12 protein-coding genes are annotated in these 11,678 nt (G+C 72.5%); 6 read left to right on the forward strand and 6 right to left on the reverse strand.

All coding sequences use genetic code 11. From position 1 onward, the window contains the following. The first annotated feature begins 70 nt into the window (after positions 1 to 70). Positions 71 to 895, forward strand: coding sequence for an alkaline phosphatase family protein (locus ABZ321_RS22010; RefSeq protein ID WP_354893942.1), 825 nt, complete (start codon positions 71 to 73; stop codon positions 893 to 895). 6 nt (positions 896 to 901) lie between these two features. Here the strand turns inward: ABZ321_RS22010 and ABZ321_RS22015 are convergent, their stop codons facing one another. Further along, complete coding sequence (locus ABZ321_RS22015) at positions 902 to 1,345, reverse strand: hypothetical protein (RefSeq protein WP_354893945.1); 444 nt, start codon at positions 1,343 to 1,345, stop codon at positions 902 to 904. Position 1,346: 1 nt separating this feature from the next. Then, a complete protein-coding gene (locus ABZ321_RS22020) occupies positions 1,347 to 2,009 on the reverse strand; it encodes a phosphatase PAP2 family protein (RefSeq protein ID WP_354893948.1) in 663 nt (220 codons plus the stop codon). A gap of 235 nt (positions 2,010 to 2,244) precedes the next feature. On the opposite strand from ABZ321_RS22020, the gene efeO reads away from it, so the two are divergent. From efeO to ABZ321_RS22035, 3 genes are read left to right on the forward strand one after another with little or no spacing between them, the layout of a single operon-like run. Then, positions 2,245 to 4,188: an iron uptake system protein EfeO gene (gene efeO, locus ABZ321_RS22025; RefSeq protein ID WP_354893951.1), complete on the forward strand. Its 1,944-nt coding sequence runs from the start codon at positions 2,245 to 2,247 to the stop codon at positions 4,186 to 4,188. A 48-nt stretch (positions 4,189 to 4,236) separates the two neighbouring features. Next, a complete protein-coding gene (locus ABZ321_RS22030; protein WP_354893954.1) occupies positions 4,237 to 4,527 on the forward strand; it encodes a phosphatase PAP2 family protein in 291 nt (96 codons plus the stop codon). Continuing rightward, entirely contained in the window at positions 4,515 to 5,168 is a 654-nt protein-coding gene (locus tag ABZ321_RS22035; RefSeq protein WP_354893957.1) for a VTT domain-containing protein, read from the forward strand. The genes ABZ321_RS22030 and ABZ321_RS22035 overlap by 13 nt, the downstream gene beginning before the upstream one ends. 68 nt (positions 5,169 to 5,236) lie before the next feature. On the opposite strand, the gene ABZ321_RS22040 is transcribed toward ABZ321_RS22035, so the two are convergent. Beyond that, positions 5,237 to 5,722 (reverse strand): hypothetical protein, encoded by a 486-nt coding sequence (locus ABZ321_RS22040; RefSeq protein WP_354893959.1) that lies wholly within the window; start codon positions 5,720 to 5,722, stop codon positions 5,237 to 5,239. Positions 5,723 to 5,841: 119 nt separating this feature from the next. Here ABZ321_RS22040 and ABZ321_RS22045 point away from each other — a divergent pair, with 119 nt between their 5' ends. Further along, the gene (locus tag ABZ321_RS22045; protein WP_344513587.1) at positions 5,842 to 6,147 is read left to right on the forward strand and encodes a helix-turn-helix transcriptional regulator; all 306 of its coding nucleotides are present in this window, start codon (positions 5,842 to 5,844) and stop codon (positions 6,145 to 6,147) included. A gap of 680 nt (positions 6,148 to 6,827) precedes the next feature. On the opposite strand, the gene ABZ321_RS22050 is transcribed toward ABZ321_RS22045, so the two are convergent. Next, positions 6,828 to 8,147 (reverse strand): glycosyltransferase 87 family protein, encoded by a 1,320-nt coding sequence (locus tag ABZ321_RS22050; RefSeq protein WP_354893963.1) that lies wholly within the window; start codon positions 8,145 to 8,147, stop codon positions 6,828 to 6,830. Between the two features lie 91 nt (positions 8,148 to 8,238). On the opposite strand from ABZ321_RS22050, the gene ABZ321_RS22055 reads away from it, so the two are divergent. Continuing rightward, positions 8,239 to 9,480, forward strand: coding sequence for a hypothetical protein (locus ABZ321_RS22055; RefSeq protein ID WP_354893966.1), 1,242 nt, complete (start codon positions 8,239 to 8,241; stop codon positions 9,478 to 9,480). Between the two features lie 606 nt (positions 9,481 to 10,086). Here ABZ321_RS22055 and ABZ321_RS22060 read toward each other — a convergent pair. Both ABZ321_RS22060 and ABZ321_RS22065 read right to left on the reverse strand, forming a co-directional pair. Further along, complete coding sequence (locus ABZ321_RS22060; RefSeq protein WP_354893969.1) at positions 10,087 to 10,938, reverse strand: alpha/beta hydrolase; 852 nt, start codon at positions 10,936 to 10,938, stop codon at positions 10,087 to 10,089. Positions 10,939 to 10,957: 19 nt separating this feature from the next. Then, positions 10,958 to 11,638, reverse strand: a complete 681-nt coding sequence (locus ABZ321_RS22065) for an alpha/beta hydrolase (RefSeq protein WP_344513580.1) — start codon at positions 11,636 to 11,638, stop codon at positions 10,958 to 10,960. Positions 11,639 to 11,678 lie beyond the last annotated feature (40 nt).

Here is an 11,678-nt window from a genome sequence, read left to right on the forward strand (position 1 = left end):
CGGTCCACGAAGCGGTGACACGACCGTGGCGCTCGACCCGCGCACCCACGATCTCCTACAAATTGTAGGAATGCGTATTATTCCGGCAATCCTGGCGGGCGCCTCGCTGCTCGGCGCGGGTGCGGTCCTCGCCGCACCGCCATCGAGCACCCCGCGCCCCGACCACATCGTGATCGTGGTGATGGAGAACAAGCGGTACGACGCCGTCATCGGACATCGAAAGACCCCGTACATCAGCGACCTGGCCCGCCGCGGGGCCAACTTCACCGCAGCGTACGGCGAGACCCATCCCAGCCAGCCCAACTACCTCGCCCTGTTCTCCGGCAGCACCCAGGGCGTGACCGACAACCACTGCGGGCACATGTTCCACGACGAGCCGAACCTCGCCCGGCAGCTGCTGGACGCCGGGCACACGTTCGCCGGCTACGCCGAGGACCTGCCGGCCGCCGGCTCGGCGGTCTGCGCCGCCGGCAGCTACGTGCGACGGCACAACCCGTGGGTCAACTTCGACAACGTGCCCGCGGAGGTCAACCGGCCGCTGACGGACCTGCCCGCCGACTACGACCGGCTACCGACCGTGGCGTTCGTCATCCCCGGCCTGTGCCACGACATGCACGACTGCCCGAAGGCCGACGCCGACGCGTGGCTGCGCGACACCCTCGGCGGCTACATCGACTGGGCCGAGACCCACAACAGCCTGCTCATCCTCACCTTCGACGAGGACAACCGCACCGACGGCAATCACATCCCGACGGTCGTCCTCGGCGCCGGCGTCACCCCCGGCGACCGGACCGCGCGCATCGATCACTACACGATCCTGCGGACGATCGAGGACGCCTACGGCCTGCCGCCGCTCGGCGCGGCCGCGGACGCCGGGACGCTCACCCTCCAGTAGCGCGCTTCAGCGTGGGTTCAGGAGCACCGGGTTGCCTTGCCAGGTATGGCGGGCAGGACGAAGCTCAGGGACCGGGTGCGGCGGCGGCTCGGCGTGCGGATGCGCTCCGCGCTCGCCGCCGCGCTCGTCGTCGCCGTCGCGTCGATCCTCAGCGGTATCGCGCTCGTCGTCGCGGCGCGGCTGATCCTGCTCGACAACGTCAACCAGACCACCAATCAGCGGGCCGTCCAGGTGGCGGCCGCGGTCGGCCAGTCCGGCGGGGCGAGCCTCACCGCCGCGATCCGGCCGTCGCTCCGGGACCGCACCTTCGTGCAGGTCGTCGACGCCGACGGCCGGGTGATCGCCGCGTCCGCGGCTGTCGGCGGCGCCGGCCCGATCTCGCCGCTGCGGCCGGCCGCCGGGCAGACCGTCCGCGAGCAGCGGCGCCTCGACCTGGCGAACAACGAACACCTCAGGAAGCCGGCTGCTGGGGCTGCTTGGCGGCGCCGGTGCGGCCCGCTGCGAACGCCGTCGTCACCGCGGTCGCGAGGAACCAGCCGGCGAGGACATCGGTCGGCCAGTGCGCGAGGAGGGCGACACGGCTCACGCCGACCAGCACGGCCCATCCGGCGGCGGTGACGATCAGGGCGGTCCGCAGCGGCTCGCGCCGCACGTAGGCGAGCACGAGCAGGATCGCGACACCCGCCGCGACCCCGCTGGACGTGGTGTGACCCGATGGGAACGACCATCCAGAGATCGCCGTGAGCCGGTCGACGGGCCGCTCCCGGGCCACCAGGTGCAGGACCGTGACCCGGATGGCGACCGACGCCGCGGGGGCGGCGACCGCCAGCAGCGCCGCCTGCCACTGCTGGCGCCACGCGAGGACGATGAAGGTCAGCAGGGCCAGGGACACCAGCACGCCCGAGTCACCGGTATGGGTGACGAACGACATCAGCGTGCGCCAGCGGACGTGCCCGGCCGCGAACTGCCGGGCCGTGCTGCTCACGCCGTTGTCGAACCGCTCGACCACCGCGACGTGGGCCACCACGACGGCGGTGAGGGCCAGGAAGCCGGCCGTGGCCGCCGCCGCCACCGCTAGCAGCCAGGTCCGCAGATGCCGAGGTGTTCGATCCATGTGCGCCGCCTCCGGATGGACGTGCCGGGAAATGCCGGGCAGTGTGCCGAGGGCGGCCTGAGAGTCCGCTGAACGTGCCGGTGTCAGGCCGCCGACCACCACGCGTGGGCGACCAGCGCGAACTCCACGACGGCGATGCTCGAGGCGCTCCAGCGGTGGCGCGAGGCCGACTTGCGCACTCCTACAAGATGTAGGAGTCTAGCGAAGTTAGCCTAACCTTGCTTGGAGTGAGTGCGTGGGAACGGTGTTCTTCGCGAGCTTCCTGATCGGTCTGCGCGACGGTCTCGAGGCTGCGCTCGTGGTCAGCATTCTGGTCGCGTTCCTCGTCCAGGCGGGGCGGCGGGACCGGCTGCCGCACGTGTGGGCCGGGGTGGCGGTGGCGATCCTGCTGTCGGCGGGGCTCGGTGTCCTGTTGACCACGGTCGCGGGGTGGCTCGGCAGCGGCGTGCGGATGGAGCTGTTCGAGGCCGTCACCTCCCTCGCCGCCGTCGTCCTGGTCACCGCGATGATCTTCTGGATGCGCCGGACCGCCCGCACGCTCAAGGGCGAGCTCACCGACCGGCTGGCCACCGCGCTGAGCGTCGGCGGGTGGGCGGTCGCCGCGACCGCGTTCTTCGCCGTCGTGCGTGAGGGCGTGGAGATGGTGCTGCTGGTCTTCGCCGCCGCGGAGGGGGCGAGCGAGTCCGCGGCGCCGCTGGCCGGGATGCTGAGCGGGGTCGTCGTGGCGGTCGGGCTCGGCTGGCTGATCAGCACCGCGACCGCCCGGATCAACCTCGGCCGGTTCTTCACCTGGACCGCGGTCCTGCTGATCCTGGTCGCGGCCGGGATCCTCAAGTACGCCGTGCACGGCCTGCAGAGCGCGGCCGTGCTGCCCGGCGGCACCACCCTCGCCTTCGATGTGAGCGCCGGCGTGGACCCGACCTCGTGGTATGCCACGCTCCTGGCCGGCACCGTCAACGTCACCACCCGCGCGACCGTCCTGGAGGTGCTCGCCTGGGCCGGGTTCGCCGCCGTCATGCTGCTGCTGTACTTCCGTCCGGTCGCCGCACCGGCCAAGGTGCGGGTCGGTGCGGTCGCGGTAGTCGCGGTCGTCCTCACCCCGAGCAGCAGCTGCGGCGGGCCGGCCGCCGCGCCCGCGACCGACCGGATCACGGTCACCGCCACCGACACCACCTGCACCGTCAGCACCGAGCACACCACCGCGGGCGGCCGCGAGTTCACGGTCACGAACAAGGGCTCCAAGCTGACGGAGTTCTACGTGTACGGGGCCGGTGACCGGATCATCGGCGAGGTCGAGAACATCGCGCCCGGCGTCACCCGCACCCTGCACGTCGAACTGGCGGCAGGCTCGTACACCACCTCCTGCAGACCCGGCATGACCGGCACCGGCCTGCGCGGGCCGCTCACCGTCACCGGCGGCGCCCCGTCCGGCGCCACCAGCGCCGACCCGGCCCTCGCCACGGCCGCCGCCGCGTACCACCGCTACCTGCTGGCGCAAGGCGACCTGATGACCGCGCAGACCGCCGGGTTCGTCGCCGCGGTCAAGGCCGGCGACCGTGGCCGTGCCCAGGCGCTGTACGCGGCGGCCCGCACCCCGTACGAGCGGATCGAACCCGTCGCGGAGTCCTTCGGCGACCTCGACCCGCGCATCGACGCCCGCGACGGCGACCTCGACCCCGGCCAGCCCTGGACCGGGTGGCATCGCATCGAGCAGCAACTGTGGAACGGCACACCGATGACCGAGGTCACGCCCGTCGCTGTGCAGCTGGAGTCCGACGTCACCGAACTGCGGCACCGCCTCGACGGCGTGGAGGCGACCGCGCTGGAGGTCGCCAACGGCGCCAAGAGCCTCCTCGACGAGGTCGCCGCGAAGAAGGTCACCGGCGAGGAGGACCGCTACTCCCACACCGACCTGTGGGACTTCGCCGCGAACGTCGACGGCTGCCGCGCCGCCCTCGACACGCTGCGGCCGGTCCTGGACGCCCGCCGGCCCGACCTCGGCACGGCCCTGGACCAACGATTCGCCGCAGTCACCGCCGAGCTCGGCAAGCACCGCCACGGCGACGGGTTCGCGTCCTACGACACGCTCACCCGGGAACAGGTGCAGCTGCTCGCCGCCGTGGTCAACGCCCTCGCCGAGCAGGTCAGCGCCGTCCCGGTGGTGATCACCCACCCGTGAACGGTCCTTCATCGGATTCTCAGGATGCCCGGCCTACCGTCACCGGCGATGAACTACGAACTGATCCCGCACGACGCGGGCGGCTCCCTGCCCAGCGACCACGCCACCGCGGCGTTCACGATCGCCGTCGCCATCGGCTGGTTCCTGTACCGCCGCTGGGGGATCACCCTCCTGGTGACCGCAACCGTCGTCGGCGTCGCCCGGATCTGGGTCGGCGTGCACTACCCCGGTGACATCCTCGCCGGTCTCGGCATCGCCCTCGCCTCGGTCCTCGTCATCGAAGCAGCCACCAGACTCGTCCACCCCCTCAATGGGAGTTCCGCATCGTGTACGCCCTGAGCACGACCCTCGCTGTCGGCCCCAAGTTCCTGGACCCGGAGTGGCTCATCTCCACCTTCGGCCTCATCGGCATCCTCGCGATCGTGTTCGCCGAGTCTGGGCTGTTCATCGGGTTCTTCCTACCCGGCGACTCACTGCTGTTCACCACCGGACTGCTCGTCGCCGGCGGCCGCTACCTGCACCAGCCACTGTGGCTGGTCTGCCTGCTGGTATCGGTCGCGGCCATCGCCGGTGACCAGGTCGGCTACCTGTTCGGCCGGCGGGTCGGGCCGGCCCTGTTCCGCCGCCCCGACTCCCGGCTGTTCAAACAGGAGTACCTGACGAAGGCGCAGGAGTTCTTCGAACGCCACGGCGCCCGCTCGATCGTCCTGGCCCGGTTCGTGCCGATCGTGCGCACCTTCACCCCGATCGTCGCCGGCGCCAGCCGCATGCACTACCGCACCTTCATCGTCTACAACGTCCTCGGCGGCATCCTATGGAGCTGCGGCGTCACGGTCCTGGGGTACTTCCTCGGCCAGGTCACGTTCGTCAAGGACAACATCGAGCTCATCCTGATCGGCATCGTGGTCGTGTCGGTGGCACCGATCGCCGTCGAGCTGCTGCGCGCCCGGTCCCGCGCCCGGCGATCCTCCACCACCTGACCCGGCCGGCTGTAAGGACCCGGTTCAATGGCGGTGATCTGTGGGTCCGGCGAAGCGGGCAGGTCAGTTCAGGGTTCGATGACGTCGCGCCGTGACGTCGTCAGGTACGTCACCAGCCCGATCACGATCACGAGGAAGGCGACGCTGGGTCCGACGGTACCGAGGCCGAGTCCGCCGTCGGCGCGCGCCTGGGACAGCCAGTCGCCGAGTGACGCGCCGAGCGGCCGGGTGAGCACGTACGCCGCCCAGAACGCGAACACGCCGCCGAGCACGCCGGACCGGTAGCCGATCGCGATCACCGCGATGACCGCGGCGAAGATTCCGGCCGACGGCAGGTAACCGAGGCTGAGCCGCTCCGCGAGCAGGTCGCCGGCGGCGGTGCCGAGCGCGAACGTGAACAGGATCGCCGCCCAGTAGAACCATTCGCGGCGGCGCGTGGTGATGGAGTGGATCGAGAGGGTGCGTTCGCTGCGGTACCAGAGGACGAACGTCGCGGCGAGCAGGACGCTGAACACGATGGTGGTGACGATGAGGGACACGCCGAAATACGGCACAGGCTCACACCTCGGACCTGAACGGTCGCTGAACGTCGTGGCCGGCGTTCCCCCGGACGTGCCGCCACGGCCGGCGTACTGGTACACGGCGCGTACTACGCGGCGGGTAGCATCGGGTGATGCAGACGGCGGACGCTCAGACGCTGGTGTTGTGTGCGCTCGCCGACGGGCCCAAGCACGGTTACGCGATCAACACCGCGATCGCCGAGCTCACCGGCGAGCGGCTCGGCGTCGGCAGCCTGTATGGGGCCCTGGCCCGGCTGGAGGCGAAGCGGTTCGTCGAGCCGGAGCCGTCGGACGCGGAGGGGCGCAAGCGGCCGGTCCGGATCACCGCGGAGGGCCGCGCCGTCTTGGAGCGGGAGCTGCGTTCGATGGCCCAGGTCGCCGCGACGGGGCTGCGGCGGCTCGCCACCGGTGCGGCGTGAGTGCCGTGTCCGGCGGCGGGCGGACACGGCTCGTGCGGGCGCTCGTCGGCATGTATCCGGCGGCGTTCCGGGCGCGGTGGGGCGAGGACGTCGAGGCGGAGGTGCACGCCGCCGGCCCACGGGCCTGGCTGGGACTCACCTGCTCGGCCGTGGGCATGTGGCTGCATCCGGCGGTGTGGCCGGCCGACAGCGGGAGCCAGCGACGGCACCGGGCGTCGGTGCTGGCCGTCGTGGTCGCCGCCGTCGGCTGGTATGTGCTGCATCTGGCCGCCGAGCTCGACGACGCGCAGCTGGCATCCGCGGGCCGGGCTCACCTGCTCAGCGGTTGCCTCATTGCCATGCTCGCCGGGCTCGTTCTGGTCGCGCCCCGGCCGAGGTGGCCGCTGGCGGGCAGCAGGGTGGTGTGCCGAGCCGGGGTCCGCGGGCTGCTGCCGCCGGCGCTGGTGGGCGCTCTCGTCGTCGGCGTGGTCCGCGTCGCGCCGGCCCTGACCGCAGGGTCGAAGGCCGCGTTGCTGCTCGGCTGGTACATGGCACTCGCCTGGGCCGCGGCGCAGACCTGCCGGCTGGTGGCCCGGCACGGACCGGTGCTCGGCCGGCCGGCGTCGCCCCGGGCGATCATGGCCGGGCTGGGCACGCTCGCGGCTGCGGCAACGGCGGCCGGGCTGGTGATCGGGACCGCGTCACTGCCCGGCGGCCCGCAGTTGCTGCCGGTCGGTGCCGGCGGGGCCCTGCTGACGCTCGCCTGGGTGTGTGCCGGCGCCGCCGTCGATCTCGGCCCGCTGCTGCGCATCGACGCCCGGTAGGGCCTCCAGCCGCAGGGCGTCGGTCAACGCGGCCCGCAGGCGGTCGGCGTGAGCGTGGAGGGTCGGGGGCAGCCACCGTACACCGGCCGCGGCGGCACGATCGGTCCAGCCGCGGGGCGCGAGGACGAGGCCGCAGCAAGCGGCGAAATAGGCGACGGTCAGCCACCCGTGCGCCCGGTCGGGCATCGGCACGAAACGGCTGGTGAACAGCCCGACGCCGGCGCCGATCGTCCACCACGGCAGCACCGCGCGGGAGCCGGCGACGTCCCACAGTGCGGCACCGACGACGATGCCCGCCACGTAGTAGCGGTTGGTGCCGGGGTCGAGCACGACGCGGGCCATCACGGCCAGCAGCGGCACTGCGGCCCACCTGCCGCGGCGGACCGCCACGACGCCGAGCGCGAGGCCCAGCAGCAGCTGTGCCGGGCGGGCCCACGACGGGGTCCGCGGGTCGTGCACGCCGAACACCCGCAGTGCGGACAGTTGCGTGTTGGGGATCGTGTAGTGCACGGCGCGCATCGTGCCGGGGTCGGCGAGCAGGAACGGCAGCCAGGCCACCGTGACGGTCGCCGCCAGCGTGAGCAGCCCGAGCAGCCGACCGCGCCGGTCGCCGGCGATCAGCAGCAGAGCCGCGAAGGCGAGCGCCCATGGTTTCGCGTCGACGGCGAGGCCCAGCAGCAGGCCCGTCAGGACCGGCCGGCGGGCGCAGGCGGCCTGTGCGGCGGCGATCGTGCCGAGCAGGGCGAGGACGTCGTCGAGATGGGCGGAGCTGACCGCCAGGTACATCCAGACCGGCAGCAGGTACAGCGCGGCCAGGGCCACCCGCAGGTTGATGTCGTGCCGGTCGAGGTTCGGCCGGATCCGGCCGGCGACCTGCCGGATCTGCCGGACGATGACGAGGCCGGCGGCCGCGCCGAGGACCTGCACGGCGAACAGTGCCCCGGGCGGTCCGGCGGCGAGCAGCGGTAGGGCAGCCAGCAAGGCGACGGGGCCGATCTGCAGCACGGGCGCGGCCGCGTAGAGGTGCAGGCCGCCGGCGGCCGTGTCGTCGAGGTCGGCGAGGGCGGTCGCGCCGTCGACGAAGAAGTGCCACGACCCGCCGCCGTGGACCGCCATCACGACGAACCACATCACGGCCCAGCCAACCAGCACGCCCGCGACCAGGCGTTCCCGTCGTAGTGTCGCCAGCTGCCACATGCCGGGCACGCTATGGACCGGGACCTGAAGGCTCGCTGAACCTCCAACCTTAGTACACGCTACGTACTACGCGCCGTGTACTATCACGGTCATGGCGACCCGTTCGACCTTCGCGCGCCGGCTGCTGCGATATGTGCTGGTTTCGTTGCTCGCCATCACCGGCGTCGGCGTCGGTTACGTCGGCTACGCGGCGGTCCGGCACGCCCGGCCGGTGACGTTGCCCGCACCGGACGGCGCCTACCCGGTCGGCCGGGCGATGTTCGACTGGACCGACGAGTCCCGCACCGACCCGCTGGCACCGCAGCCGGACATCCATCGCACGTTGGCGGTGTGGCTCTGGTATCCGGCCGCCCCGCCGGCGGGAGCCCGGCCCGCGGCCTACGCACCGGGCGCCTGGGCGCGGCTGCACCTCGGCGGGCTGCCCGGCCTCGGCGAGACCCGCTTCGACAGGATCCGTGGCCACGCCGTCCAGGACTCGCCGGTCGCCGCCGGCCGGTTCCCGGTCGTGGTCCTGGCACCCGGTCTCGGGTTCGCCGCACCGCAGTACAGCAGCCTCGCCGAGGAACTGGCCTCGCACGGCTTCCTCGTCGCCGGCGTCACCCCCACCTACAGCGCCAACCTCACCGTGCTGGACGGGCGGCCGGTGACCGCCACCGCTGCCGGCAACCCGGATGCGTTCAACGCCGAGGATCTGCACGCCGGGCCGGCCCAGGCCGCCGGCGACCAGCTCGTCGCCGTGTGGGCCGCGGACGCCCGCTTCGCGGCGGCCCGGACCGCCGCCCTCGGCACCCTCGACGCCGGTGGACCGTTCGCCGGGCACGTCGACACCGCGAGGACCGCCTACATCGGCCACTCGTTCGGCGGCGCGGCGGCGCTGGAAGCGTGCCATCTCGACGACCGCTGCGCCGGTGCCGCCGACCTCGACGGCACCCAGTTCGGCTCCGTCGTGCACGACGGACTCGACCGGCCGATGATGATCGTCGGCAGCGACGGCTCCTGCGTGACCGGCGCCTGCGACCAGGCCGGGCCGGTGGACACCGCCGACCGGGACACGGCCCGCGCACTCTTCGCCGCCGGGACCGGCGACGTGTGGTGTTACGAGATCCGTGGTGCCCAGCACTTCAACTTCAGCGACGCCGGCGTCTACTACCTTGCCGCGCCGCTGCGGGCACTGTTCGCCCTGGGCCCCGTCGACGGCGGCACCGCGCTGCGGGTCACGGGCACGTACCTGGCCGCGTTCCTCGGCCGGGTACTGCTGGACGCTGCCGCGCCGCTGCTCGCCGCGGGCGCCACCGCGACACCACCCGTCGTGGCCCGCCGCACGCCGCGGTGAGCCGGGTCTACTCGAACCGCCAACGCTGTTGCACTGCGACACCGACATCGAGCTTGTTCTGACGGTTGACGATGGTGCTGCCACTGGCGTGGTGTCGCGGTTGGCGGTCGCACTGGTGGAGCAGGGCTCGGAAGCACCACCGGCCGCGAGCGCAGGCCTGGGCACTTCCTCGTACAACTCCGGGTCAGCCGGGCGAACGCGCAGCCCGGCTGACCCGGACCCCGAGGACATGCAGCTGGTTCCGCTTCTACGGCCACACGAACTTCGCGCGTTTCCGAGGATGCCGTGTTCCGGCAGTGACGCTTCGGCGTAGCGCCCTGCGTCGAAGCGGCACCTGGTGACTGCGGGGCGGCCCTGGACGTAGAAGTCGGCCTTCTTGAACATCTCCGCCGCCTGCGAAGAAGCCACGAGGGCCTCGTCGAGCCGGGAGGCCCGCGCGATGGTGTCCGGCTGTGCCAGCAGCGCGCTGACCGCCGCGGCGTACTGCCTGATCAGGACCGCCGAGCGCACGACGGCACGGCGCCGTTCGCCGGGCGTGACAGTGCCCCGGCTCGCGACGGCGAGCCGGGGCACTGACGGCGGAGGGTACCGCAGCGAACGACGGGCTCAGCAGGTGGCCGTGGCGGCGTCGTGGATCAGGTCCGCGACGGTCCTGGGGTGGCTGATCATGACGACGTGGGACGCTGTCGGCGCCTCGACGACCTTGCGGGCCTTCGCACGGCTGTACATGAAGCGTTCGCACGCGGGCGGGATGGCCTTGTCCCGGCCGGCGACCAGGCCCCACGTCGGGATGGTCCGCCACGCGGCGGCCGTGGTGGGGTAGATGAATGAGTCCGCGTCGAACGGCCGCTGGGTGGCCTGCAGGAGCCGGAACGCCGCCGGGGAGATGTCGGCGGCGAAGGCCGCCTGGCCGTCCTCGCTCAGGTACAGCTCGGTGCCGGTGCTGCCGTCGGGCTTGGTGTACGGGACTGGGACGCTCACGGGCAGGACCTCGCTGCCGGGGTACCTGTTGATGAGATCCGCCTGAGTCTCGCCCACGTCCGGCACGAACGCCGCGACGTAGACCAGGGCCTTGACGTTGCTCTTGCCGGCGGCGGCGTTGGTGATGACGGTGCCGCCCATGGAGTGGGCTACCAGCACGACGGGCCCGTCGATGGAGTCGAGGAGGCTGGCGATGTAGGGGGCGTCGGTCGGGATGCCGCGCAGCGGGTTCGAGCCCGCGATCGTGGGGTAGCCCCTGCGCTGCAGGTCCGCGATGACCGCGTTCCAGCACGACGAGTCGGCGTAGCCGCCGTGCACCAGCACGACGGTCGGCTTGGTCCTCGACCCGGGCCGGTCCGTGCGGGGCGCCGCAGCGGCTGCGGCCTCCGCGCCGAGCGGGGTGGCTACCAGCGCCGCCGACCCGGCCAGTGCCGCGCCGGCCGCCAGCACCTGCCGGCGTGAGACATTCGGTGTCATGGTGATCTCCTGGTGATGGTCAGCGGTCGGCGGCGGCCTGGCGGATGAGGTCGGCGACCGCGCCAGGCTGGGAGGCGTAGATGGCGTGGCTGCCGATGGCCTCGGCGGTGACTGTGCCGGCGCGGGTGGCCATTGCCCGCTGGGCCGGCGGTGGGATCATCCGGTCTTCGGTCGCGACCAGGTACCAGGCGGGCTTGTGCCGCCAGGCCGGTTCGGTGACCGTGCCGGCGAGCGCGTCGACGCCCCACGGCACCTGCGCGTCGGCCAGGAACACGGCCTCGTCCTCGGGCAGGTCGGCGGCGAACGAGGCGTGGAACTTGTCCCGGTCGAGGAACAGGAACCCGTCGCGGGGCGGCAGGATCGGCGGGACCGGTGCGCCGGGCGGCGGGTCGGCGATCAGCGTGTTGACGGACTCGCCCTTGTCCGGGGCGAACGCCGCGATATAGACGAGCGCGGCGACGGCGTCGTGGGTGCCAGCCTCGCTGATGACCGCCCCGCCGTAGGAGTGACCGACCAGCACGGCCGGCCCGTCGAGCCCGTCGAGGATGAACCGCGTCGCGGCGACGTCGCCTTCCAGCGACAGCGTCGGGTTCTGCACGATCTTGACGGTGAACCCGTCGGCGGTCAGCAGCCGGTGTACGCCCAGCCAGCCCGATCCGTCGACGAACCCACCGTGCACCAGCACGACGTTGCGAATCATGGGATGCTCCTCGGGTCCGGCGGCGGGCGAGACGCCCGCC

The organism is Dactylosporangium sp. NPDC006015 (assembly GCF_040614215.1).
Classification (GTDB): domain Bacteria; phylum Actinomycetota; class Actinomycetes; order Mycobacteriales; family Micromonosporaceae; genus Dactylosporangium; species Dactylosporangium maewongense.

Excerpts from the sequence above, each read along its gene's own strand:
- ABZ321_RS22010 (WP_354893942.1), top strand. The coding sequence starts at position 71 with ATGCGTATTATTCCGGCAATCCTGGCGGGCGCCTCGCTGCTCGGCGCG.
- ABZ321_RS22020 (WP_354893948.1), bottom strand. The coding sequence starts at position 2,009 with ATGGATCGAACACCTCGGCATCTGCGGACCTGGCTGCTAGCGGTGGCG.
- ABZ321_RS22030 (WP_354893954.1), top strand. The coding sequence starts at position 4,237 with ATGAACTACGAACTGATCCCGCACGACGCGGGCGGCTCCCTGCCCAGC.
- ABZ321_RS22045 (WP_344513587.1), top strand. The coding sequence starts at position 5,842 with ATGCAGACGGCGGACGCTCAGACGCTGGTGTTGTGTGCGCTCGCCGAC.
- ABZ321_RS22050 (WP_354893963.1), bottom strand. The coding sequence starts at position 8,147 with ATGTGGCAGCTGGCGACACTACGACGGGAACGCCTGGTCGCGGGCGTG.
- ABZ321_RS22055 (WP_354893966.1), top strand. The coding sequence starts at position 8,239 with ATGGCGACCCGTTCGACCTTCGCGCGCCGGCTGCTGCGATATGTGCTG.
- ABZ321_RS22060 (WP_354893969.1), bottom strand. The coding sequence starts at position 10,938 with ATGACACCGAATGTCTCACGCCGGCAGGTGCTGGCGGCCGGCGCGGCA.
- ABZ321_RS22065 (WP_344513580.1), bottom strand. The coding sequence starts at position 11,638 with ATGATTCGCAACGTCGTGCTGGTGCACGGTGGGTTCGTCGACGGATCG.